This is a genomic window from Paenarthrobacter sp. YAF11_1 (assembly GCF_052113445.1).
In the GTDB taxonomy this organism is placed as follows: Bacteria; Actinomycetota; Actinomycetes; order Actinomycetales; family Micrococcaceae; genus Arthrobacter.
The window spans coordinates 1-24219 of record NZ_JBFRDF010000009.1 but is presented as its reverse complement, the minus strand read 5'-3'; the positions used below and the strand labels follow the sequence as shown (position 1 = coordinate 24219).

Annotated in this window: 23 protein-coding genes; 9 read left to right on the top strand and 14 right to left on the bottom strand. The window is 61.1% G+C overall.

Annotated elements, in window-relative coordinates; genetic code table 11:
• Nucleotides 1–27 precede the first annotated feature (27 nt).
• Both AB4Y77_RS14660 and AB4Y77_RS14655 read left to right on the top strand, forming a co-directional pair.
• Entirely contained in the window at nucleotides 28–669 is a 642-nt protein-coding gene (locus AB4Y77_RS14660) for a GntR family transcriptional regulator (protein WP_311212333.1), read from the top strand.
• A gap of 16 nt (nucleotides 670–685) precedes the next feature.
• Nucleotides 686–1327: a GntR family transcriptional regulator gene (locus AB4Y77_RS14655; RefSeq protein WP_311212334.1), complete on the top strand. Its 642-nt coding sequence runs from the start codon at nucleotides 686–688 to the stop codon at nucleotides 1325–1327.
• A gap of 39 nt (nucleotides 1328–1366) precedes the next feature.
• Here AB4Y77_RS14655 and AB4Y77_RS14650 read toward each other — a convergent pair whose 3' ends face one another.
• The 9 genes from AB4Y77_RS14650 to AB4Y77_RS14610 all read right to left on the bottom strand — a co-directional run bounded on the left by AB4Y77_RS14650 (nucleotide 1367) and on the right by AB4Y77_RS14610 (nucleotide 7727).
• The gene (locus AB4Y77_RS14650) at nucleotides 1367–1582 is read right to left on the bottom strand and encodes a hypothetical protein (protein ID WP_442014443.1); all 216 of its coding nucleotides are present in this window, start codon (nucleotides 1580–1582) and stop codon (nucleotides 1367–1369) included.
• Nucleotides 1579–3153 carry an amino acid permease gene (locus AB4Y77_RS14645; RefSeq protein WP_442014442.1) on the bottom strand — a complete coding sequence of 525 codons (1575 nt, stop codon included), beginning with the start codon at nucleotides 3151–3153 and terminating at the stop codon, nucleotides 1579–1581. Before AB4Y77_RS14645 ends, AB4Y77_RS14650 begins: the two co-directional genes overlap by 4 nt.
• A 75-nt stretch (nucleotides 3154–3228) precedes the next feature.
• Nucleotides 3229–3495: a hypothetical protein gene (locus tag AB4Y77_RS14640; RefSeq protein WP_311212337.1), complete on the bottom strand. Its 267-nt coding sequence runs from the start codon at nucleotides 3493–3495 to the stop codon at nucleotides 3229–3231.
• Complete coding sequence (locus AB4Y77_RS14635; protein WP_442014441.1) at nucleotides 3492–4322, bottom strand: alpha/beta fold hydrolase; 831 nt, start codon at nucleotides 4320–4322, stop codon at nucleotides 3492–3494. Before AB4Y77_RS14635 ends, AB4Y77_RS14640 begins: the two co-directional genes overlap by 4 nt.
• Before the next feature lie 15 nt (nucleotides 4323–4337).
• Complete coding sequence (locus AB4Y77_RS14630) at nucleotides 4338–4643, bottom strand: DNA-directed RNA polymerase subunit alpha C-terminal domain-containing protein (protein ID WP_442014440.1); 306 nt, start codon at nucleotides 4641–4643, stop codon at nucleotides 4338–4340.
• Nucleotides 4640–5797, bottom strand: a complete 1158-nt coding sequence (locus AB4Y77_RS14625; protein ID WP_311212340.1) for a pyridoxal phosphate-dependent aminotransferase — start codon at nucleotides 5795–5797, stop codon at nucleotides 4640–4642. Before AB4Y77_RS14625 ends, AB4Y77_RS14630 begins: the two co-directional genes overlap by 4 nt.
• 12 nt (nucleotides 5798–5809) lie before the next feature.
• Nucleotides 5810–6400: an RraA family protein gene (locus AB4Y77_RS14620; RefSeq protein WP_311212341.1), complete on the bottom strand. Its 591-nt coding sequence runs from the start codon at nucleotides 6398–6400 to the stop codon at nucleotides 5810–5812.
• Nucleotides 6397–7062 carry an RraA family protein gene (locus AB4Y77_RS14615; protein WP_311212342.1) on the bottom strand — a complete coding sequence of 222 codons (666 nt, stop codon included), beginning with the start codon at nucleotides 7060–7062 and terminating at the stop codon, nucleotides 6397–6399. Before AB4Y77_RS14615 ends, AB4Y77_RS14620 begins: the two co-directional genes overlap by 4 nt.
• The gene (locus AB4Y77_RS14610; protein WP_311212343.1) at nucleotides 7062–7727 is read right to left on the bottom strand and encodes an RraA family protein; all 666 of its coding nucleotides are present in this window, start codon (nucleotides 7725–7727) and stop codon (nucleotides 7062–7064) included. Before AB4Y77_RS14610 ends, AB4Y77_RS14615 begins: the two co-directional genes overlap by 1 nt.
• Before the next feature lie 74 nt (nucleotides 7728–7801).
• Between AB4Y77_RS14610 and AB4Y77_RS14605 the strand changes: the two genes are divergently transcribed.
• Nucleotides 7802–8695 carry a LysR substrate-binding domain-containing protein gene (locus AB4Y77_RS14605; protein ID WP_311212344.1) on the top strand — a complete coding sequence of 298 codons (894 nt, stop codon included), beginning with the start codon at nucleotides 7802–7804 and terminating at the stop codon, nucleotides 8693–8695.
• Between the two features lie 68 nt (nucleotides 8696–8763).
• Here the strand turns inward: AB4Y77_RS14605 and AB4Y77_RS14600 are convergent, their stop codons facing one another.
• The 4 genes from AB4Y77_RS14600 to AB4Y77_RS14585 are packed head-to-tail and all read right to left on the bottom strand — an operon-like array spanning nucleotide 8764 to nucleotide 14234.
• The gene (locus tag AB4Y77_RS14600) at nucleotides 8764–10509 is read right to left on the bottom strand and encodes an acetyl/propionyl/methylcrotonyl-CoA carboxylase subunit alpha (protein WP_442014439.1); all 1746 of its coding nucleotides are present in this window, start codon (nucleotides 10507–10509) and stop codon (nucleotides 8764–8766) included.
• The gene (locus tag AB4Y77_RS14595) at nucleotides 10509–12107 is read right to left on the bottom strand and encodes a 5-oxoprolinase/urea amidolyase family protein (RefSeq protein ID WP_442014438.1); all 1599 of its coding nucleotides are present in this window, start codon (nucleotides 12105–12107) and stop codon (nucleotides 10509–10511) included. Before AB4Y77_RS14595 ends, AB4Y77_RS14600 begins: the two co-directional genes overlap by 1 nt.
• A complete protein-coding gene (locus tag AB4Y77_RS14590; protein ID WP_442014437.1) occupies nucleotides 12091–13419 on the bottom strand; it encodes an MFS transporter in 1329 nt (442 codons plus the stop codon). The genes AB4Y77_RS14595 and AB4Y77_RS14590 overlap by 17 nt, the downstream gene beginning before the upstream one ends.
• Before the next feature lie 53 nt (nucleotides 13420–13472).
• Complete coding sequence (locus tag AB4Y77_RS14585; protein WP_442014436.1) at nucleotides 13473–14234, bottom strand: LamB/YcsF family protein; 762 nt, start codon at nucleotides 14232–14234, stop codon at nucleotides 13473–13475.
• A gap of 108 nt (nucleotides 14235–14342) precedes the next feature.
• Between AB4Y77_RS14585 and AB4Y77_RS14580 the strand changes: the two genes are divergently transcribed.
• A complete protein-coding gene (locus AB4Y77_RS14580; RefSeq protein WP_442014435.1) occupies nucleotides 14343–15041 on the top strand; it encodes a GntR family transcriptional regulator in 699 nt (232 codons plus the stop codon).
• A gap of 116 nt (nucleotides 15042–15157) precedes the next feature.
• On the top strand, nucleotides 15158–15460 hold the full coding sequence (locus AB4Y77_RS14575; RefSeq protein WP_442014434.1) for a hypothetical protein: 303 nt from the start codon (nucleotides 15158–15160) through the stop codon (nucleotides 15458–15460).
• A 1721-nt stretch (nucleotides 15461–17181) separates the two neighbouring features.
• On the opposite strand, the gene AB4Y77_RS14570 is transcribed toward AB4Y77_RS14575, so the two are convergent.
• Entirely contained in the window at nucleotides 17182–17919 is a 738-nt protein-coding gene (locus AB4Y77_RS14570; RefSeq protein ID WP_442014433.1) for a TetR/AcrR family transcriptional regulator, read from the bottom strand.
• A gap of 178 nt (nucleotides 17920–18097) precedes the next feature.
• Here AB4Y77_RS14570 and AB4Y77_RS14565 point away from each other — a divergent pair, with 178 nt between their 5' ends.
• From AB4Y77_RS14565 to AB4Y77_RS14550, 4 genes are all read left to right on the top strand, one after another.
• Nucleotides 18098–19771, top strand: coding sequence for an amidohydrolase (locus tag AB4Y77_RS14565; protein WP_442014432.1), 1674 nt, complete (start codon nucleotides 18098–18100; stop codon nucleotides 19769–19771).
• Nucleotides 19772–19832: 61 nt separating this feature from the next.
• Nucleotides 19833–20828 (top strand): sugar ABC transporter substrate-binding protein, encoded by a 996-nt coding sequence (locus tag AB4Y77_RS14560; protein ID WP_442014431.1) that lies wholly within the window; start codon nucleotides 19833–19835, stop codon nucleotides 20826–20828.
• A 2-nt stretch (nucleotides 20829–20830) separates the two neighbouring features.
• Complete coding sequence (locus tag AB4Y77_RS14555) at nucleotides 20831–22312, top strand: sugar ABC transporter ATP-binding protein (RefSeq protein WP_442014430.1); 1482 nt, start codon at nucleotides 20831–20833, stop codon at nucleotides 22310–22312.
• 20 nt (nucleotides 22313–22332) lie between these two features.
• A complete protein-coding gene (locus AB4Y77_RS14550; RefSeq protein WP_442014429.1) occupies nucleotides 22333–23379 on the top strand; it encodes an ABC transporter permease in 1047 nt (348 codons plus the stop codon).
• Nucleotides 23380–24219: the final 840 nt, after the last annotated feature.

The following is a 24219-nucleotide window of genomic DNA, read 5'->3' as shown; positions in this document are numbered from 1 at the left end:
AGCGTATGCGGAGAGTATACTTAAACTATGCAGACCCCCAGCCAGTCCAACCGCGACAGAGTGTACGACTACATCCGCGACACCATCCTCCCGGACTCCGCCTTCCACGGCAGCTTCCTCACCGAGGAGCAAGTCGCAGAACAGGTCGGCGGAACCTCGCGGACGCCGGTCAGGGAGGCCTTCCTCCTCCTGGCATCCGAAGGACTGTTGCAGCTGGTGCCCCGGCACGGTGCATTCATCCCTCCGGTCACCCGACAGGAAATCAGTGAAGCCCTCGAATACCGCACGGTGCTCGAAACCAACGCCGCCGAAGTCGTCATGGAACGAGGCACCGCCCCACTGGACGCGATGAAGCTCGCGCTCAAGCACCAGCTTGAAAGCTCCGACGCCGGCCACGAACGCGAATTCGTCGACTGGGACAGCGAGTTCCACATTGCACTGGTCCGGGCTGTCGGGAACTCCCTCATGACCAAGTCGTACACCGACCTCCGCGCACGGCACATCCGCATCGGCGTCCGCGCACTCATGAACACCCCCGAACGGCAGGCCGCCGTCATCGCCGAGCACCAAGCCATTGTTGATGGCCTGGAATCCGGAGACCCCGAGCTGGCCAAGACAGCCATCCGCAGCCATATCCGGACCACCGCCTCGGGGCTCTCGGAAATCTGACCCACGAAAGGTTCCCATGGACCCGGTTCCCTCCCCCGGGGCGACAGCTCCTGAGGTCGCCTATCAGTGGATCATCTCCTTCATCGCCGGGTTGCCCAGGGAGGATGAAACATTCCTGAACGAAGCGACCCTGGCGAAAGCCACCGGCACCTCCAGGACCCCGGTCCGTGAGGCTTTGCTCCGACTCGAGGCCGAGGGCTACATCAAACGCGTCCCGCATAAGGGTGCATACGTTCCTCCCATCACAGATCAGGAAGTGCGGGCCAACCTGCAGGCACGGTCGGTTGTGGAGAAATGGGCAGTGACAAGCCATGGCCACTACGACCACGCGAATCTCGTCGCTCTTCAAGGGCTCATCGACCAACAGCGACTGGCCGCCTCCGATCCCGTCCGTTTCATTGAACTGGACACCGAGTTTCACAACCTCATCGTCAAAGCTGCCGGTAATCCTGTCCTGGCGGACTTCTACGCTTCCTTGCGGCAACGACAGCTCAGGATCGGCATCCAAGCCATCAGCACAGGAAATTCCCGGACGGCTGAGGTTCTGAACGAACACCAGGCCATCGTGGATGGGCTCAACGGGGAGGATCTCGCCCTCACCTGCACCGCCATTGACGCCCACTTGGGATCTACCCGAAGAGCGACCATCGGGTACTAAGACTGCGACGACAGAATGATCGTGCCCCAAAGGCACTCTTCAGCCCTCGTGCTCCGGCTCCGCCGACCAAGGGGTTTCCAGTTCCAGCTTCCAGCGGACTTTACGACCACGCAAGGCCGGCATCATGGCGCCTTGCGGGACGTGCCGGAACGGCACTGTTTCGCCGTCGGGCCGCCACCACCCGCTGACGGGGGCATGATGCCCCGTCAAAACGAGTGCGGGAACGGTGGCGGCTCCCGGGTTCCGAATCGTCATGGTGTGTGGCTATCCTTCGGGGTTCGTTCYGGTTCAATGAAGGTGCGGTTCGCCAAAACGGGCACACTACCGGTATATCCTTCCCGCTCCTTGGCCGCTGCAACTATACCCTCACGGGCCGCAAACCAGCCGATGACCAGAAGCGGTATCAGCACCAGCAGCGAAGCGAGGACCCAGCGCCCGGTTTCGGAAAAACCCATGGATACCAGCACGAAGGCCAGGAACGCGAGGGTCAGGTATGAGGTGTACGGCGCCCCAAACAGCCGGAAAGAGGGCCGTGTGATCAACCCCGCGTTGGAGAGCCGGTGAAGTTTCATCTGGCACAGCATGATGGTCGCCCAGCATCCGATAATTCCCAATGCGGAAATCTCCAGCACAATTTCGAAGGCCTGCGAGGGCACGAGCGCGTTCAGACCGATGCCCAGCAGGGCAACCACCGTGGTGAACAGGATTCCGCCGTAGGGAACACCTTTGGCATTCATCCGGCCGGTGAAACCAGGCGCAGATCCGTTCACGGCCATGGACCGCAGGATCCGCCCGGTGGAATAGAGCCCCGCATTCAAACTCGACAGTGCCGCGGTCAGCACCACGAAGTTCATGATGGTCGCGGCCGTTGCACCTGCCTGGGGATCGCCGAGGTGGGAGAAGAAGGTGACGAACGGTGATTCACCGCCCTTATAGGACGTGAACGGCAGGAGCAGGGAGAGCAGGAGCACCGAGCCGACGTAGAAGACAGCGATCCTGAACACCACACTGTTGATGGCTTTGGGCATGATCTTGGCCGGGTCCTTGGTTTCCCCGGCCGCGGTGCCGATCAGCTCAATGCCGGCATAGGCGAAGATCACCCCGCTGGCGGCCAGGAGCGGGGCGATCCCGCCGTTCGGGAAAAACCCTCCATTGTCGGAGAACACGACGAAGCCTGTGGGGCCGACGTCCGTGGCTGCACCGCTGAGGAGGAAGGCGACGCCGACGATGAGGAAGGTGACGAGGGCGAGGATTTTGACCAGGGCGAACCAGAACTCCATCTCGCCAAAGAGCTTGACGGAGACCAGGTTCAGGGAGAGGACCACAACGAGGGCAATGAGGGCCAGCAGCCATTGGGGCGTTTCCTGAAGCGGCGGCCAATAGGGTGCCCAGAATTTCAAGTACAGGGCCGCTGCTGTGACATCGACGATGGAGGTCATGGCCCAATTCAGGAAGTAGAGCCACCCGGCCGCGTAAGCCATCTTTTCGCCGTAGAACTCACGGGCGTAAGAGACAAAGGACCCGGATGACGGTCGGTGCAGGACCAGTTCGCCCAGTGCCCGGAGGATCAGGAAGCCGAAGAAGCCGCAGATGGCATATACCAGCACCAGTGCAGGCCCGCTGCCGTTCAGCCGGGCGCCGGCGCCCATAAACAGGCCGGTGCCGATCGCTCCCCCGATGGCGATCATTTGGATTTGCCGAGGCTTCAGGGACTTGTGATAGCCCTGTTCTTCACTGGCAAAGTCACGGACGGCCGAGGCAACATCGCCGGTGCGCTCCCGCTCGTTCTCCAGTTCGTCCGCCCTGTCATGCGCGGGAATTTTCATGTTTTCTCCATGGGTTTGAGCCGCACATCCTTGTGCGGCCGTTGGAAGCGGCCCAGCGACCCGGGCCGCACTACGTTAGAAGGCTGCGGCCGCCGGTTGAGTGCGCAACTGGAGGTCCCGGGGCCTGATCCAGACTTCGTAACCTTCCTTGCGGACGAAAGCCCTCCGGGGTTGGATGCCGCTGCCGCGGAGCCACACGGTAGAAGAGTCGGCCATGGCGTGGTCCACGATGCCGGCCTGGACCGGGATTCCATGCTTCCGGATCTGGACGTGGCCGCCGATCAGGGCGGGCCATTCGTCGTATCGGACAAGCCGGTCCGGGGTTTCATCTCTGCGTTTCATGACTGTTCGCTCCTCTGGAAGAACCGGGTCAGGCGGTCCCACATTTCGGGGGCGTTCGAGTACATGGGAAAGTGCCCGCTGCGGGAGATTTCGGCGAGTTCAACGCCCTTCTCTGCGAGCAGTGGCAGGTAGCTCAGGCTATTGTTCTGCACTCCGTACATGTACATGCGGGGGAACGGCAGCGCCAAAAAGCGATCCATCAGGCCGCCGTTGTCGGAAAGTTCCACCATGGATTCGAAGATTGGCCGGACGGCACCGGGCCTGACCTTGTGGGGCAGGCTTGCCGCGTAAAGGCTGCTGGAGTAGAACCGGGATTTCCATACCCGTTCCTGGAAGTCCTTGAAGAAGCCGTCAGGATCCGGGTGGGAGTGGCTGATGATCTGGCGGCTCAGGAAGCAGTCTTCGGGTGCTATGTTGCCTTCGATGTCCGAGAAACTGACAACGCGGGAGGGCGCCTGGTCTGCCAGGAGCAGGGCTGTGAGACCGCCCATGGAGTGACCCACCAGATGAAAGCGCTCGATGCCTTGGGCGGCAAGGACTTCTTTCGCGACGCTGACGAGGAAGTGCACGGAGATGGCGTTCAGGTCCGAGCAGGAGGTTGCGCCGCACCCGGGGGCGTCGTAGGCCAGGATCGGGCGGTCGACGAGCCCTGGCTGCTGGATGACGTCGGCATAGTCCTCTTTGGTGGAGCCAAAGCCATGGAGAAAGACGACAGGAATGCCGGTACCGGCGCGATACATGCCGGCAACGTCGACGCGGACGCCGTCGACGTCGAGCGGAAGGGTGAAAGGCTCAAGCTTGGTCAGGCCAGGCAAGGAATTCTCCATTCAGGAAGGTGGGGCTCAAAGGGCAGGGACAGCCCAGGCGTGGTGGTTCTTGATGTGTCTTTGGTTGGTGCCCGCCCGTGGCTGGTGATACCGGCGACCGGCGTCATCGGCGGCCAAGTGGCGGCCCATGTGCGCGAGGACTGCTTCGATGAGGTCCAAGGACCCGTCGCCAAGACCGACCACCTGGGTCAACAGTTCGAGGCGGGACCAGGTGGTCAACACTTCGACGGCCCGTATCCCGTGGCGGACCAGGGCGTTTTCGGCCCGTGACGGCAGCCCAAGGCTGGATACGGCAATGGTCAGCCCGGTGTTGCCTGTCACGGGAAGTCCCTGACGGCTGCCGCGAAGCGGCGAAGACCTTCGTCCAGGCTCGCCGCGTCTGTGGCAAAGGAGAGCCTCACATGGCCTTCTCCGGAGGGACCGAACTCGCTTCCCGAACGGACCAGGACACCGGCTTTGGCAAACCGGGCCACCATGTCGTCCGACCCCAAAGCCGTGGTGATGCGGGGGAACGCGTAGAAGGCACCTTGGGGCGAGAGGATTTCGACGCCGGGAATTCCGTTCAGTGCCTTGATCACCATGTCGCGTCGCTCCTGGTAGGAGGCCGTCAGGGTCTGGAGGTCCTTGTCCGGTGTTTCCAAGGCTGTCAGGGCAGCATCCTGAACGAAGGTGTTCAGTGGTCCGTTGATGGTGCGGTGGATCAGGTTGATCTTGTCCGCCAGGGGAGCAGGAGCCACGACGAAACCGAGCCGCCACCCGGTCATGGCATAGGTTTTGGACAGGGTGCTGCAGTAGACCACCTGAGCGGAAACCTCGGCCAAGTCAAGGGCCGAGACGAACTCAAGTTCGTCGAAGACAATGCTTCCGTACGCTTCGTCGGAGAGCAGCAGCAGGTCCGGGTGATCCGCCAGAATTTCTCCGACCCCGGCCAGGTCCGAAGCCGGATAGACACGCCCGGTGGGGTTGCCGGGGTTGCACAGGATGATCATCCGGGCCGCCGCAGCCTCCTGGCGGAGAGCCGCCAGGTTCAGGGAACCGTCCGGGAGGGCTGGAATCCAGAGGACCTCTGCTCCGACCATAGCGGCATGGTCGGCGTAGAGGGAGTAGGTCGGTTCCGGGATCAGCACACGTTCCCCTGGCTTGACCAGGGCGAGCATGGCCGCGGCCAGCCCGGCGGAGCCGCCGTGGGTCAGGACGATTTCCTGTGCGGTGGTCGCACGGGGGTGCCCGGCGGAGATCCTCCGCGCGAGCACCTCCCGCAGTTCCGGCGCTCCCGTCATGGGCGAGTACCGGGTCCGTCCCCCAACCAGGGAACGGACGGCAGCGTCGACAACCGCGGTGGGGGTGCCGGCGTCGGGCTCCCCCATGGCCAGTGAAATGGTGCCCGGTGCAGCCGCACCCAGGGTGGCGGGGCGGCGGCTGGAGGCGGCGATCCGTTCGGGAGCGCCCAACTGTGGAGAGGACGTGACTGTCATGGGTTCTTCCGTCTAGAGGGAGTAGATCTCGAGGGTGGTTTTGCCCTCTCGGATTTCGCCGAGGAAGCGTTGCTCGTCCGCAACGCGCCGGTCGGCTTTGTCCAAGACGGCGTCGACGGCATCCCGGGGCAGGACGACAACGCCGTCGGAGTCTCCCACGACGAGGTCGCCGGTGCGGACTGTCAGGCCGCCGACGCGGACCGGGGAGGAGAAGTCTCCGGCGTAGTGCTTGGCAGTTCCGACGACGGTGACGCTGCGGGAGAAGACCGGGAAGTCCATCTCCGCCATTTCGTCGACGTCGCGGACGCCTCCGTCGATGACCAGTCCGGCGATGCCGCGGTGCTGGGCTGCAGCGGCGAGGATTTCGCCCCAGTGGCCGTGTTCGGCGCCCTGCATGTCGACGACGAGGACGCTGCCGGCCGGTGCTTTCAGGACTGCGTGGTGCAGGGCGAGGTTGTCGCCGCCGACGCCGCGGACGGTGAACGCCGGTCCGGTGACTTTGGCTCCGGGCCAGGCCGGTTTGATGCCGGGATCGCAGGCACAGGGCAGTTTGGAGGCTTCATAGAGGGTGGCGGAGGAGTGTCCGCGGGCTGCATTGGTCACTTTTTACCCCACTGGAGGTCGTGGTAGCCGAGGTCTTTGCGGGCCTGGACCAGAGTGGCACCGGCCTTGACCGACTCGACAATCCGATTTTCGGTTTCTTCGATCTTTTCGGCCAGGTCGGCGACCTCTTCAGCGCGGGCACGGGGTACAGAGAGCGCCCCGTCGGCGTCGGCGCAGATGATGTCCGCCGGTGAGATGGTGACATCGTTAATGGTCACCTCGGTCTGGACCGTGACGAGCTGGACCCGGTCCTTTCCGGTGCGCATGAACTTGCCGCGGCTGAACAGCGGGTAGTTCTGCTGCAGCGAGGTGGAGATGTCCCGGCAGACGCCGTTGATGACGGTTCCGGCGATGCCGCGCTCGGCGGCGACCTCAGTCATGATGCCGCCCCAGACGGTGACATCGGTGCGTCCTTCATTGTCGATGACGATGACTGACCCGGCCGGTACGTCGTCCAGGAAATCCCCGACGCTGCCGCGGCTTTCGCCAGCCGGGGCGTACTGGACAGTGAATGCCGGTCCGGTGGCGCGGAAGTCGTAGGTCAGCGGCGACAAACCGTGCAGTGTGCCGTGCAGGCCGAGCGCGTCCATGGCATCGGAGATCGAGGCTGTGGGCAGGGCTGCCAGGCGTTCAATGACGCTGGTTTCAGTGGTGGTGTTCATCAGTGTTCCTCTGTGGTTCCTGCCAGGCGCGCGTCGCGCATGGCTTCGTGAAGTGCGACGCCGGCCCTCAGGTCGGCGGCGATGGCCTGCTCGCGTGCGGCCACACCTTGGGCGCGTTCGAGCACCTCGTCAACGTGGGCGGCAGGGACGACAACGACGCCCGTTTCATCGGCCAACACCAGGTCGCCGGGAGTGACTGTCACCACGCCCAGCTGAACGGGTTCACCGGTGGAGCGCTGCTGGAGCCTGCCCCGGGCAGTGGCCGGGATGCGTCCCTTGGCGAATACAGGGAAGCCCATCTCCCTCGCTTCGTGAACGTCACGTGATGCACCGTCCGCCACGACACCGCGGACCCCGTTCAGCGAGGCACCGAGACTGAGGAGCCCTCCCCAGCAGGAAACGTCGGTGCGTCCTTCATTGGCGACGACGATGACATTGGTGTCATTGGCTGCCGAGACGGCTGTCGCGCCGATGTGCGCACCGGAAGGACCCGGAACGTATGGTTCCAGCTGCACGGTGACAGCGAATCCGACGATCTTCGGGGTTCCCCAGACGGGCAGGAAACCAGCCTGTCCCGGCGGCAGGCCCAGGGCGTCGAGGGCATCGGAGACAGCAGCTGAATCCAGTGCCGCGTAGTGCTCCAAGAGCGTTGTTTTGGAAGTCATGCTTCCAGTAGACAGGCTCGGATTGATATAGTGAAGGTCTATGTTTGTATGGCTGGAAGAGGTTTTGCGACTCAATGATTGAAGTACGTCAGGCACGCTATTTCATAGCGGTCGCCGAAGAGCTCCATTTCGGGCGAGCTGCCGAGAGGCTCAACATGTCCCAGCCACCCCTCAGCCAGGCCATCCTTCAGCTGGAGCGGCAATTGGGGGCCAGCCTCCTGACCCGGTCCAGCCGGTCAGTGTTGCTCACCGATGCCGGGACGCTGTTCCTCGAAGAATGCCGGCTGCTGGTCCAGGCCTCCCAACGGGCGCAGGATGTCGCCGCCAGAGCAATCTCGGGCATGGCCGGCACCCTACGCATTGGGGCAGTGACTTCAGCTTTCAACAGTGTGCTGCCTCCAGTCTTGAGCCGCTTCACCGGTGATTGGCCTGACGTCGAACTGGAGGTATCGGAGATCGACACCCATCACGGGCCCGACAGGTTGCTTCGCCGCGAGCTCGATGTCGCCATCATCCGTCAATCCGGCGCCAACAAAGGCCTCACGTCAGTTCCGCTGCGCCGGGACCGTTTCGTTGTTGCCCTGCCCGAAACGCATCTTGCTGCCGCGTCCGGGACTCCGGTGGATCTTGCTGAGCTCAGGGATGACGCCTGGGTTTGGCTGCCGCGTGCCATCTCCCCCGACTATCATGACGAGATGGTCGCTGCCTGCCGGAAGGCAGGGTTCAGCCCGCAGGCGAAGCACTTCGCCAACTCGATCCATTCCCAGCTCGCCATGGTCGGCTGCGGGCTGGGAGTCACGCTGGCACCGAATTCATCCATTGGCCCGGCGGAACAAGGTTTCGTTGTCCGCGATCTTGCCGAGCGGGTGGATCTGGTTGAACTGTCCTTGGTCATCCGCGATGGGGCTTCTGAGACCCTCACCATGCATTTCATCCGGTGCGCACGGGACCTTGCAGAGGGCAGCTAAAAACAGAAGCAACGGCGCGGTGACAGGCTTCCCTGCCGCCGCGTCGTTGCTCCCAGGTTTGTGAGGGTTTATTCGCCCATGACCCTGCCGAGATTCGCCCCTGCTTTGACAGTGCTGCCTGCTGCGGCCAGGACTTCTGCAAGTCGCCCGGTGTGCGGGGCAGGAACGACGCTTTCCATTTTCATCGCTTCGAGAATCACCAGGGGCGTTCCTTCCTGGACAACTGCGTCAACGTCGACGAGCCATTTGACGACCTTCCCGGACATGGGCGACCGGACCAGTTCCGGGTCGGCGCTGCCGGACTCAGCGCCTGTGTTGCCGGCGGACTCATCGCCTAAGGAAGTTGCGCCGAGCAGTCGCGCCAGATTCCCGGGAAAGCCAACCATGACCCGCTTCCCGTCGATGTCCAAGGGAATGGTCGCCGTAGGCAGGGGATCCGGCCGCTGCGGATCGAAGGAGGAATCTGCGGTGATGCCGTGGACAAATTCGGTCTCGATCCAGCGGGTGTGGATGGCGAACGTGTCGGTGAAGTCGGGGGCGTCGACCACGGCACGGTGGAAGGGCAGCAGCGTCGGCAGCCCGGTGATGGTGAAGTCTTTCAGGGCCCGGCGTGCCCGACGGATGGCTTGATCCCTGTCCGCACCGGTGACAATCAGTTTGGCCATGAGGGAGTCGAACTCCCCGGAGACCTCCGAGCCGGCAGTAATACCGGAATCCAGCCGGATGCCCGGACCGGTGGGAACAGTGATGGACTGCACGGTCCCGGGGGTTGGCAGGTAGCCGCGGCCTACGTCCTCGGCGTTGATCCGGAATTCGAAGGAGTGCCCGCGGGGTGCGGGGTCCTCGTCCAGGGAGAGGGCCAAGCCTTGGGCGATCCTGAATTGTTCCTGCACCAAGTCCACCCCGGAGGTTTCTTCCGTGATGGGGTGTTCCACTTGGAGCCTGGTGTTGACTTCGAGGAAGGCAATGGCGCCGGATTCGGCCACCAGGAACTCCACGGTTCCCGCGCCGGTGTAGTTTGCTTCCGCGCAGATGGCTTTGGCCGCTGTGTGGATGGTGTGGCGCTGTTCATCGGTCAGGAACGGTGCCGGCGCTTCTTCGACGAGTTTTTGGTGGCGTCGCTGCAAGGAACAATCACGTGTTCCCACGACGATGACGTTGCCAAAGGTGTCGGCCAGTATTTGGGCTTCGACGTGCCGTGGGCGGTCCAGGTACTGCTCGACGAAGCACTCCCCGCGCCCGAAGGCGGTGACAGCTTCCCGGACGGCGGAATCGAACGCTTCCTCTACTGCGTCCAGGTCCCGGACTACCTTGAGGCCGCGCCCTCCCCCACCGAAGGCGGCCTTAATGGCGATGGGCAGCCCATGTTCTTCAGCGAAGGTGCGTGCTTCTGCTGCGTTGGCCACCGGACCCGGGCTGCCCGCTACAAGGGGCGCACCGGCGAGGATCGCGATTTGCCGGGCCGTGACTTTGTTCCCCAGCGCACGGATCGCATCAGGGCTGGGGCCTATCCAGGTCAAACCGGCGTCGATGACGGCTTGGGCGAAATCGGCGTTCTCGGAGAGGAACCCGTAGCCGGGGTGGACAGCATCAGCCCCGGAGCGTTTTGCGGCATGGAGTATTTTGTCCACGTCCAAGTAGCTTTCTGTAGGTGTACGGCCGGAGAGACCATAGGCTTCGTCCATTGCCATGACGTGGGCGGCGTCGGCGTCACTGTCGGAGTAAACACCCACCGAGATCAGACCGGCGTCGCTACAGGCCGAAGCGATCCGCACGGCTATTTCTCCGCGGTTGGCGATCAGGATCTTGCGCATCAGGAAGTACTTTCTGTCATCAGTGGTGAAGGTTTGAAGCGGACGCGGCCTCCGGCAGCGATTTGGGCTGCCTTGTCCAAGTCCTTGGGTGCGACGACGGCAATCACCGGATAGCCTCCGGTGACGGGGTGGTCGGACAGGAACACCACCGGGTGCCCTGTCGGTGGAACCTGGACCACGCCGCAAATGGTGCCTTCGCTGGGAAGTTCGTCATGGCGGATGCGTTCCAGTGGGGTTCCGCTGAGCCGCATGCCGATCCGGTTGGAGTCGTTCGTGACTGTCCAGTCTTGGTTGAACAGGGCCTGGAGTGCGTCGGAGGCGAACCAGTCGGCGCGGGGCCCGGGCCCCAGTTCAAGTTCGGACACTTCGTCGGCGGGAAAATCCGGTTGTTGTTCCGGTTCCCCTACCGCAGTTCTTGGGGCTGGGGCGACGGGCAGGAACTGGCCTACTGCCAATGGTTCCGGGCCCAGTCCTCCCATGGTGTCTGCCGAGCGACTGCCCAGGACTTCTTCGGCTTCTATTCCGCCGCGGACAGCCAGGTAGCTGCGTACCCCCGTTGTCGGCGGCGAGAGCACCAGGGTTTCTCCGTCCATCAAAGCCACAGGGCAGGCAACATCGGCGTCGCGCGAACCGTTAACTGAAGTGATCTGCATTCTTGCCGGGGCCCCGGCAAGGGCCACAATCTGATCCCCCACCGCCTGAACAGTCAGCCCGCCGTCGACGATTTCCATGGCCGCGGCCCCACTGGGGTTGCCGACGAGTCTGTTGGCCCGGCGCAGTGAGCCTTGGTCCAGTGCCCCACAGCGTGAGACCCCAATAGCGGCGTGCCCGGGACGGCCAAGGTCCTGGATCAGCGTGAGGGGTAGGCTTCGGAGAACTTTGAGTCCCGGACCGTCGACCTTCCGGGGAACCGGTACCGATTTGGTCACCTGTGCAATGTCGCGCACGGCCTTGTACCGGACGCTGGTCCCTGGACTGACCAAAGCTGGTTCTGTGCGTTCGCTGTCCCACATGGGGCAGCTGGTGTGTCCAATGATTTGCCAGCCGCCCGGTGTTTGCCGGGGGTAGACGCCGGTATAGCTGCCTCCCAGTGCCACCGAACCGGCTTCCACGTTTGTTCGGGGAGTATCCCGGCGAGGGACGGTAAGGACGTCGTTCTCCCCCACCATGTAGCCAAAGCCCGGGACGAAACCTGTGAACGCAACCGTCCAGAGCTGGCCCGTGTGGGCTGCCACCACAGCTTCGGGGCTGATGCCTGCCAGTTCCGCAACAACTTCGAGGTCTTCCCCGTCATAGACCGTTTCGATTTCGACGAGTTTGTCGCTCGTGTGCCGGTAGGGCGGGATGGACAGATGCTGCAGCCCTTTCTTGATCCTCAGCATGGCTGTGGGGCTTTCGGCAGTGACCAGGACTGTTTCGGCTGCAGGGACTACCTCGCGTTGCCCGGAAAATGGGTTCCGGTTAAGCAGGTCGGTCAGTGCGAGCACGTCGTGGGGTGCCGCGAGTTCGGCCAGCACGCCGCGTTCTCCAACAGCCCTAACTGAGCGCACCCGGGATTCGTTGTGAAGGTGGGGCTGGGTCTCAGGCGTTGACGTCATGGATGAGCCTTAGGTCTTCTTCGGGTTTGGGGTCGCGGCCAAGGGAGACGCCGACGATGGTGATCACGGCGCACACGGCCAGGTAGACGGCAATCAGGTACCAGGTTCCCGTGGCCGCGTAGAGGCCGGTGAAGATCAGAGGCGCTATCGCGCCGCCGAGAACCCCGGCGAGGGTGTAGGCCAATGAGCTGCCTGCGTAGCGCAGGCGGGCAGGGAACTGCTCGGTGATGAAGGCTGCCTGCGGGCCGTACATCAGACCGTTGAAGATCAAGCCGCCGACGACGCCGAGGGTGAGAGTCACGACGGAGCGGTCCTGGATCATGATGAAGAACAGCGGAATGTAGATGGCACTGCCTGCTGCGGCGATGCCATACAGGAGTCGGCGGTTGAAACGGTCGGTGAGGGCACCCGCCGTCGGAATAATGAAAATCTGCACCCCTGAGCCGACGAGGATGGCTGTGAGGACGTTGCCGGTGCTCATGCCCAGTTCTTTGGTGGCGTAAACCGCGACGTAGACGGTGAACATGGAGTAGATCACGTCGGGGCTGATGCGGGACAGGGCTGCTGCGATGAGGGCACGGGGTTCATTGCGGAACACTTCACGCAGAGGCGCTTCGGAGCGTTCGTTGTTTTCCACCAAGGCTTTGAACACCGGTGTTTCTTCGAGCTTCAGGCGGATAACCAGGCCAAAGACCACCAAGAGTGCGGAGGCCAAGAAGGCCACGCGCCAGCCCCAGGAAAGGAAAGCGTCGTTGCTGAGGGAAGCGGCCAGAATGGCGAGGACGCCGTTGGCCATGAGGTTGCCGGCGGGCGGGCCGATCTGGGCGGCGGAGGACCAGAAGCCGCGCTTGTTTGGATCGCCGAATTCGCTGGAGAGCAGCACCGCACCGCCCCATTCGCCGCCCACGCCGATTCCCTGCGCCAGTCGAAGGAGGACGAGGATCGCCGGGGCGGCCGGGCCGATCGCGTTGTAATCGGGCAGGACGCCGATGAGGATGGTGGCGGCGCCGATCAGCAGGAGCGTGACAACCAAGACATGCTTGCGGCCCAGCCGGTCACCGAGACGTCCAAAGATCACCCCGCCAAGAGGTCGTGCAAGGTATCCGACGGCGAACGTGGAGAAGGAGAGTAGGAGGCCGACGAATTCGTCATTGCCGGGGAAGAAGATTTTGGGAAAGACCAGTGCCGACGCTACGGAGTAGATGGCGAAGTCATAGTATTCCAGCGATGTTCCGCTGAGGCTGGCGATGTAGGCCTTAATGGCACTCCGTTTGCGGAGCTTGGCCTGCTGCGGGGATGTTGCTGTGGACATGGCCTTCTCGTGTTCCTGTAGGGCTGGTGGGGTTGGCAGGTTTTTGTCGTCGGTCACGGCACGAAGCTCCTGACAGCGATTCCTTGGTATTCGAGGGCGTCCCGGACGGCTGAGGCAATCTGGACTGCTCCTGCTGTGTCTCCGTGAACGCAGATGCTTTCGGCACGGACATCAATGTGGGAGCCGTCGATGGTCTCGATCTTCCCTTCCCGTACCAGGCGGACCACGCGTTCTGTGATGAGCTCCGGATCGTGAAGGACTGCGCCCTCCAGGCTGCGGGGCGCCAGCGCTCCCTCACGGGTGTAGGCACGATCGGCAAAGGCCTCGGGCACTCCCCGCAGCCCTGCCTTTTCTGCGCGGATCAGGACTTCTGATCCCGCGAGGGCAAGGATCGGCAGCGTGGGATCCACTGAACGAACTGCGTCCACGACCGCTTGGGCCTGTACTGGATGGTGCACGATCGCGTTGCCGAGTGCGCCGTGGGGTTTGACGTATTTGACCGTGGTGCCGGCGATGGCCGCCATCGCCTGTAAGGCGCCGATCTGGTAGGCAACGTCGTCGGCCAGTTCGTTCGGTGCGATGTCCATGAACCTGCGGCCGAAGCCGGCAAGGTCACGGTAGCCGGGGTGTGCCCCCACGGTGACGCCGCGACGGACGGCAAGTTCGCAGGTAGCTCGCATGACTGATGGGTCTCCGGCATGAAAGCCGCACGCGACATTGGCGCTGGAGACAGAACGGAACACTGCGTCGTCATCGCCCAGGCTCCATCGCCCGAACGATTCACCGACGTCACTGTTCAAGTCGATTTGATTCATTGTGATCCTCATCTCAGGAAAAGGTGATGGACCCATCATTGCTTAAGTTTGGGAATCGTTCAACGATTCTCTTCATGAAAATTCGTGAGAGAGTGTAGATTCATCTCTATGGACACCGCTGGGGAACTCTTGGATGACGCCCACTACGAGCTGGGCCCCGCCGCGAGGCTGCGGGTTGCGGTTCCCGCTGTCGCGTCGCGGGTTGCGGCGGAGCTTCGCCGTCAACTCATCACTGGCAAGTGGGTACCGGGCATGCGCCTCAACGAACCCACCATCGCCGAAGAACTTGGCGTCTCGAGGAATACCCTCCGGGAAGCCTTCGCGGAACTCGGCGCCGAACGCCTTGTTGTCCGCCTTCCCAACCGCGGAGTTTTCGTCGCTGCCCCGGGAGCCGATGACCTCCGGGACTTCTACACCGTCCGCCGCGCCATCGAAGTCAGCGCAGTCCGGAATGGCGGCGCTGCCGAACGCATCGCGGCTATTCAGGAGGCCGTGGCAGACGGCAAAGAGGCTGCGAAAGCCAAGGACAAGGAACGCCTGGCCGATGCCAACCTTGGGTTCCACCGCGCCATAGTAGAAATGGCAGAAAGCCAGCGACTGAACACCCTCATGAACCAGGTTCTCGCTGAAATGCGGCTGTTCTTCTTCAAAGAGCCCGTGAACGTGGAGTTTTACTCACGGTACGTCGAGGACAACGAGAAGATCGCCAAAGCTTTGGCTGACGCTCGCTTCGAGGAGGCCGCGTCCCTTTTGGCGGCTTACCTCGACCGCTCCGAGCAGCACCTCTTCGATATATACGAAGCCTAGCGAGCCCCAAAGCAACGCGAAGGATGGCGGATGCTTACGCCATCCTTGGCTGTACGGTCGCGAGCTCGAACGCGGGCGCGCTTATTGCGAACACCCCTCTGACGAGGAGGTATGGCGTGCCCGAGCTGGGACTCGAACTGGAGCCTGTGGGCCAAAGCGCTCACGGGCGAACGACCATCGCCTACCAAGGTGTCGGGGTCGCCACTGTCAACGTGGTGGGCAAGACGTGGGACCGTAGCGCCACGCTCTTCAGTCGGCATGGCCGCAGGGACGTCGCAGAACTGAGGCACCCGGCATACATCACCGTCATCAGAGACCGGGGTTCAGATCCCAAGCAAACCGCGAATGACCTGTTCCAGGTTCTCGAGCACGTTGTCGCTGACTACGAAGCCTGGGAGATTGGACGACTTGTACGCTAAGTCGGTGCAGGCGCAGCGGCAGTCTTTGACGAGCTGGTGCTTTTCCGTGACGGGTTCCCGCAAGTGAGGGACCTTTATCAGCAAGGTTTCGAGGTGGCCTGCAAGTGTCTTTGGATCCTCGCTGTCGCCCAAAACGGTGCAAAGAGCCAAGACGCCAACGCTTTCGGTGATGATCACGCTGACTCCGTCCCGGAAAACAGGAGGGTCAATACGCTCGCCCAATTCGACAAGCTACCGAGTGCTTTCAAGATTGCCTACGCTGCTCAGGTGCCGGCCGGGAACGCCTCGGCCCCTTCCTGAACAGCGGTCGCCGAAACACGATCGGTCACGGAAGCGCCAGCCACGACCTACGAAGCGGACAGGTCATATCCGACAAGGATCTGGACGGAATCACCTACATGGACTTTCTCGGAGAGACCTTCGGCGTGTTCGAAGCTCTCACAGTCATGATGCAGGCCCTTCGAGCAGCGCGGGTCGCCTCGTCACCGGACTTCGAGAAGTAGCCAGATCTTCAAACACTTCACGCCTTCAGTCTTCAGAGGCTTGACATATCGATGCTCGCGACGGTGGCTACGGGACGTTTTGAACGTTTTCCTCACGGGACGGTGGTCAAAAATGGCGCGGACGGGTTCTGTGACGGTACGTGCGACAGTCCAGAAAGAGCGCCCGCAGGTCCGTTGCACACGCGGACCGGGCCAAGCCTTCATAGAGAAAACCGCTGAATCGCCTGGATAGGCGGCACCACCCAAGGGGCACTCACCGCCGACACCCGGTTCCCAAGGAACTCACATCGAAGCCTGCCAAGCACCCTCCCATAAATGATGGACTACAGCATGGGCTACCTCAGGACCATCTCATGGACCATTCACCTTGTTCTCGTTTTTAGGCATTCTAAGTAAACCCTGCACCCGTCCATGGACAGACGAGTAACTTGTAACCGCTTCGTTCGGATAGGAATGCGTTGTCGGTTCCCCATCCCGGTTTGATCCATCGCCCGATTCACAAAATAGAGACTGTGGATGCTCCGACCAAACGCACTGCCATGGCGGATGATTGTGCATGGCCTCCAGAGCACCACGTGTCATCGAGCAGGAGAACGTCGGGCGTCCGATGGCAATTCGCCCACGAGGACGAAATGCGTGGGGTTGGCGCTCCGTGAAGACTGCACTTTTCGTGGTGGTCCGATTAGTTTGATGAGAGCCGTGGGTGGAACAGTGTAACCGCCACGGCATTCCGAACCAGCAAACCCGCGTCGCCTGATTCGCGGACATCTGGCAAGGACATATGTTGCTGCGGAGCAGGTGACGGGTACCCTAAACGAAGGTTGTGGGGCCAAATTCGGGCCATTAGTGGAGACTAACTGGATCCGGATCACGCCGGATTCATTTGAGAAGATCAAGTTCCTTGACGCCTAGCGTGGCATGCGACACGTGGCACCGCCTGATCGGTTTCGCCGAGAGCGGGCGTCGCTTCTTACCTCTTGAACTTTAGTCTTCGACCATGGCGTCGCCGGAGCCTACAATCCAATTGGTTCACAAATTGACCCGAGAAAGGGCCTTTTGCGGTTGTCTCCGTCGCATCCCGGACTACTCGGCTTTGACTCGTTTGCTCCGAGTTGGACGGGGCTGAGGAGGAAGAGCCGTTCGTGGCACTCTGGCCGGCTATGGCCGATTTCCCTTCGATCGGTTCATGCTGGCCCACCCAGCGAAGCCTTCGCAGGCTCAAGCTGGACGTTGCGGCATCGTCGGCTTCGCAGCCAAGGATGGCTGGGCTGAACGCATTGCAGAAAGGAGCGCCTCAAGTTGTCCTTGATAGATACTGAAGGCATCCTTGACGCGGAGTTCGTCATGAAGCCCGGAGACAAAGGGGAAGTCTTCGGGCCTTATGGGGTGGTATTCCTGCTTCCAAAAGGTTCCGGGAGCGACGCCAGCCTCCGTTGTAGCCGAAATCATTGCCGCATGTCGTCCACTGAGGCCAAGGACCAGGTTTGAGTACATCTGGTATTGGAAGACTGCATCGCGGCCGCGCCAGCCCGCACGGTCAAGCGCTTCGAGAATGGCGTCTACTACGCGGATCTCGTTGGGGCCTTGCGTTGTTCGATAGAAGGAGTGCGTGGCAGCGGAGGGATGCCGCTCGTACGTATGCCAAGCCCGATAAGCAAGGTCCCTAAGGGAGTCCATCCAATCTTCGGCGGGGCTATAGCCGTCGAAAGCCATGCGGTCCAACTCATCCGCGACAGCCGTAATGATCTCTTCCCGGCTGGAAAAGTGGCGATACATAGCCGTTGGCGACGCGCCCAACTCCTTGCCTAGGCGGGAAAAAGTTAGACCAGATGCAGGGCCCTCATCGAGAATGCGCAAAGCCGCCTCAACAATTACCTCCCGCGTCAATGAGCCGCGGCTTAGGCGGCCCTCGCGACGAACGGGGACGCTCGCCTCCCCCTTCAATGGATCTCCCATCGACTCCTCCAATATCGGTCCGATCTACGCTACCTCATCCGACAGTCCTCAACGCCTTTAGTGAATGCTATTGACTATGGGATTCACTACATCAATACTATGTGGAACATGACCTGCATCACACAAGCTGATCTGCGGTCAATCGGTTCTTTGACAACAAGTCTGAACGGAGGTAGCAGTGAACACTGTAAACAATTTTGCAGTTGTGGGTTCACGTATATATACGTCGGATCCATCGAACGAGTGGGTCGAAGCCTTCGCCGTAACGGAAGGCAGGATCTCGGCAATCGGATCTGCCGAAGAGGTTATTGCGTCAACCGGACGCCCGAGAGATGTCCTGAATGTTGGAAACCGTTTGGTACTTCCGGGTTTGGTTGATGTTCACGCTCATCTGGGTCTGGGTGGACGGCAGCTTGCCTTCGAACTTCCCCTACAACCCACGGACTCAATCCCGGCCATTCTGGACGAGGTCAGCAGGTGGTCCGCCACCCTTCCTCGGGATGGATGGGTAATCGGTGGCATCATAGGCTCGACCGTTCTGGAGCAGATCACTCGTTGCGATCTTCTCGCGCTCGACGCTGCAGCTGGCGGCCGGCCTGTACTTTTACGCGATGACACCATGCACAACCGCTGGGTGAGTTCTCGGACTTTGGAACTCATGGGAGTGACAACGGACTCTTTGGATCCAGCTGGAGGCAGATACGTCCGTGACAGTAAGGGCTGCTTAACCGGCGTCGTTCACGAGATGGCATCCGCACACGCCGAAGAAGCGGCCGCAGACGGGATCGATGATCCGGATACGTATCATGATCTTGCTTTCGCAAAGGCAGTACAGACGCTGAATTCCTTTGGGATCACCGGAGTTCAGGAGTCCGCGACGATGGCCTACGCTTTGGAGTCACTTCAGCGGCTCGACTCCGTAGGCCACCTGACGGCCCATGTGGTGGCCTCCATGCCCTCCCGGCCATTCATCGAACCGGGGGTCACTGGCGACGACTTGTACGATATTGCCGATCTTCACCACAGCAAGCACCTGCATCCGACATTTGCGAAGTACGTCCTGGATGGCGTGCCGATGACGCGGACAGCGGCCATGCTGGAGCCCTACCTATGCAGCCATGATGGCTTAGAACCGAATTTTGTAGGAGACACACTTTGGCACCTGGACGATTTGGTGCAGTCTTTGGAGTCCCTCATAGATCGGGGCTTGCATGCCAAAATCCATGCCACCGGCGACGCAGCAATCCGGCTTGCCCTTGATGCCGCAGAAATGCTGCGAAGCAGCCGTGGCTCCGGTCCAATTGTGCAGATCGCCCATGCGGCGTACATAGACCAGTCTGATGTCCATCGCTTCGCAAAGTGGGACGTCGTAGCCGATTGCTCTCCTTACCTCTGGTTCCCGTCCGTCATGACCGAGAGCAATGCGCACCATGTGCCTGCCGACGTCCACAGCGTCGCGTCCCCACTCAGGGACCTGATGCTTGACGGCGCACTGGTTTCGGCAGGTTCCGACTGGCCCTGCGCCGCCCCGACTCCAGACCCGTGGACTGGTTTGGCCACCTTGGTTACCCGCCGCAACCCCGACCCCACCGTCCCCGGTGAACTCAACCCCGACCAAGCTCTGAACATGGAACAAGCAGTGGCGGCGTTTACCCGCCTCCCTGCATCGGCCATGGGGCTGGGCACAACGACCGGCATGCTCAAGACCGGCCTCTCCGCTGACTTCATCATTTTGGACCGCGACATATTCGCGGTCAGCCCTGCAATCGTTCATGAGACGAAGGTGCTCCGCACCTACTTCGAGGGCCGGTGCGTCCACGACAACGGCACCCGCCTACACACCAACGAGTAGTTCACCCGGGTATTTCTTTCAAAGGCACCATCCCCCACCACTGCACTGTGAGGTCCCCACCATGTTTATCCCCAGAACCACCATCATTTCTGGCTTATTGGCCATAGGGCTCGCTGCTACCCTAACGGGCTGCAGCACTGCCTCAGGCAACGCCCCGGCTTCGGCGCAGGCTTCAGGTCCTCTAGACAAGGTCTTATTCGACTATCCATTTACTTCTCTGCCCGTCTATGCAGCACTCACCCCCCAAATACAGCAAAAGGCCAAGGAAAGAGGTATTACCGTAGAACTAACCAACGACAACTCGGACCTGGCCACTCAGGTCAGCAACCTGACCACAAAAGTTAATTCCGACGTCGACGCAGTCGTCTCCTTCCCCATGGACCCAGCCAGTCTTGAGAACATCGCAGCCCAATATACGGCGGCCGGCAAAATCTGGGTCACCTATGCCGGAGACATGAAAGCCCAAACCACAAGCCTGAAATTCAGCTTCCATGAATCCGGACGCCTACTAGGCGAGTCCGCAGGACAATGGGCTAGCCGCACCACAGGCGGGCGCGGCAAAGTACTTGTCATTGAGGACCAACTTACGCAAATCGGGCGTGAACGAACGGACGGAATCCTGGAGGGTTTGAAGACTGCTGCCCCGAATATGGAAATCGTCGCGGCGCAGCAGGGCGTAACCCCGGAGCAAGGACTTTCGGTGACCAGTGCCGTGCTATCTTCCAACCCGGATCTGACCATGGTGCTGGCTGCCACCGGAGATGGGGCGCAAGGCGCATACCAAGCCCTTCTCTCAGCCGGTCGCAGCGATTCGGATGCCAGGACCTACGTTGGAGGCCTTGATGGCAACCTTCCCCTCATGAAGGCGATGTCACAGTCAAAGGACTCAATTGCCCGCGGACTTGTCACTGTGAAGCCCGAAGAGATTGCTCCGGCGATCGTTGAAATCGTGGTGGAAGCCAGTGAAGGAAGGACAGCGCCGATGGATCTTCCGGTTTATCTCGTGACGGCAGAAACACCGGACTTGTCGTCGTTCATCTCATCCTTTGGCGGCTGAGGGTGACTTACGGAGTCCATAACCTCAGCAAGAGGTATGGAGCCACACACGCCCTGTCTGATGTCTCGCTGACCTTTTCACCCGGTACCGTCCACGCTCTATTGGGACACAATGGAGCCGGAAAATCCACAGTCATCCGGTGCCTTGGTGGAGGCACAGCCCCAACCTCCGGGACTATCGAAGTCGATGGCGAATCGACGACACAACTGACTCCCCGTGCATCACGAGACTCCGGAGTCGCGATCATCTACCAGCATTTGAGCCTGGTGGACACGCTGTCGGTATCCGACAATCTCTTCCTCGGCGATGAATACACTCGGTGCGGGATGGTTGACCAGAAGCGGCAACATTTGGAGGCAAAAGCTGTTCTGACGAGGGTTGGTGCAAACTTCGACTCCAACGTCCGCGTCGCTGAATTGTCGATGGGTTCAAAGCAACTGGTGGAGATAGCAAAAGCGCTACGGCGCGACGCAAGGCTGCTTGTTCTGGACGAGCCAACGGCTGCCCTTTCACGTGTCGAATCCGCCAGGCTCGCCAAGCTAATTGACAAATTGCGGTCGGAAGGAATGGCCATCGTGTACGTCACGCATCTCCTGGACGAGGTGGTGCGATTGGCCGATCGGGTCACCGTTCTGCAAAACGGTAGCGTGGTTTGGTCCTCCGCCATGGAAGGGGTAACTAAAACGGACCTTGTCAGGGCCATTGGCGGGAGTTCACACCCTATTGAAAGGCAGGATTTCTCCCGGTCGAAAACTGTCCTCGCGTTGGAGGGCCTCATGTGCGGGTCCGCGCATGGCATCGACCTCGCGGCGCGGACGGGAGAAATCATAGGACTGTATGGACTCGTCGGCTCTGGCCGCACCCGGCTCTTGGAAACTATCTTCGGCGCCAGAAAGAGAACCGGCGGCAAGATAATCGTGGATGGGAAGACAACTGCACCGGGCTCACCTGCGGAGGCCCTTTCTGCTGGCATCGCCTTGATACCGGCGGACAGACTCCAACAGGGACTCTTCTCCACCATGACCGCAGCAGACAATATCGTTTTGCCAGCGATGGCCAAGCTCGCCTCGCCCTTCCGGAAGAAGCGACAGGAACGCTTGCTGTTCGAACAGGCCGTAGGAAATCTTCAACTGCACCCGGCCAATCCACGGCTTCCGGCCGGGGCGTTCTCCGGAGGAAATCAGCAAAAGATTCTCATTGGACGATGGCTCACGGCCCACGAAAACATACGGGTGCTCTTGGTAGATGACCCAACACAGGGAGTGGACGTCGGGGCACGCGCGGAGATCTACAGAGTCATTCAGGAGGCTGCCCGTCACCGCGGATTGACTGTCTTAGTAGCAAGCAATGATCCCGAGGAGATTGTTTCACTTGCAGATCGATGCCTCATTTTTGACCGCGGGTCAGTTGTCTCGGACCTTCCTATGGCCGGAATGGATGAATCGAGACTCTTGACCGCCATCCACACAGAACCCGCCCACTAGCAGATCTAAAGGACATTCCCATGCCTTCCCTTTCTCTTTCTACCCTGCGATCGTTTGCTCTAAAGAATCCACTGATCATCGTCTTAATAGTGCTGGTGATCGCCGTCCAACTATCCACAGGAAGCCTCCTTACATGGCAGAACTTGAGGGGTGTTCTTCTTGACGCTTCGGTGATTGCCATCGCTGCTGTGCCTTGTGCGCTGCTGATCATCGCCGGGTATATCGACCTGTCCGTTGGAGCCAGCCTGGCACTTGGGGGTGTCGTCGCCGGCCATGTTATGCATGGCCCCCTTGCCTCGGCGCCACTCGCCGTAGTGTCCGCCATGGCCGCGGGTGCACTGGTGGGACTCTTCAACGCGCTGTTAACGGCAGTGTTGGGGCTGTCGCCCTTTATCACCACATTGGGCATACTGACCGCGGTACGCGGCATTGACCAATTGCTCAGCCCCTTGCCACTTAGCGGTTTCGACCTCTCATTCCAGTTTTTGGGCATCGGCAGCATAGCGGGCCTCCCCGTCCCTCTTTTGATCGCGGCACTGGTAATGATCATCGCTGCAGTCTTCTTGACGGCGACTCCTTCCGGCCGCCATGTCTATGCCATCGGCGTCAGCAGGGAGGCTGCATATTTGTCGGGAATTGCCGTCCGACGCATACCGTTTGCCCTTTATGTGGCTTCCGGGGCGTTGGCTGCGTTGGCTGGCACGGTGACCGTGGCCCGTTTGAACAGCGCCCCTGCGGGGCAACTGGGTCTGGGGTTCGAACTAACCGTACTGACCGCGGTCCTGCTGGGTGGCATAGCCCTGACGGGAGGTGAGGGTTCCATACTGGGAGTCCTTGTAGGGGTTCTTTTCCTGGGCCTGCTGGGTAATTCCTTGACGTTGCTAGGCGTGACGAGCTTCTGGCAAAACGTCGCCAGTGGGGTCGCCCTCGTTGCCGCCATAGGGATTGCGGCTGCAACACATGCCGTTCGAGGCAAGCTGGCAACACGCTCTGCCCAACCTGAAGCACACCACAGCCAAGAAGTCGCTGGAAAAGTGCGGCTTGAGAGGGCTGAACTGGTCGAGTAGCTGCGGACGCTGGGCTTCGTCGTCTAGCCGGGCTGATATCAAACCCCCGAAGGAGTCGGAAGAAAGCCTAGACCATCAAGCCAGAGCATCTCGAATGCCATTCAAGCCGGTTTCCGATCCTTTGCCGCAGATGCTGACCCGCAAACGATTCCCGGGCGCATACCCACACCTGCCTACACCTGTTGATGGATATTGTCTACCCGCATGGATGGGACGCTGCCACCGGGCTGAACTTGTTCTGATAAGCCCCGGAAGGCGTAGAACGTTCAAGGCCACGAGGAGGAGCCGACAGAACACCTTGCTCAAAGAAGCTCCAAAATGATCGATAGCAGCGAGATACCGCCTCGCTTCCACGACGAACTCGAACAGGAAATTCAGGGTCTCGGAATGAGTCGCAAGCATCGCCGCTTTCTARTCGGCCCGTTGCTCGCAGATTCCCCGGAAATCCCTTGAAAGTCTTCTTCGATCGCGAAGACATGCTCGACAAACCCCCGACTAAGCGCACGCCGCCTGAGTCCTGGCCGCCTTGCCGAGAATGCTGAAACGCGTGCCAGGAGCAGCCCCGTTACATTTATTCCGTCCCCGAAGGCCGGGGATGGTCGCTGGACCCGGTATGACTTTCTTGCCCTGTCACTTGATGATCCGGGGGGTGTTGTCGCCGGGTTCGGAGGCACGCGTTGACTGCTGATAGGGACACGGCCGGCTCCTTTCGCGGGTGCCAGGTCTCTTTGTAACGTGGGTGCCAGCATAGGCACGCGTTGACTGCTGATAGGGACACGGCCGGCTCCTTTCGCGGGTGCCAGGTCTCTTTGTAACGTGGGTGCCAGCATCGGGTGTCGT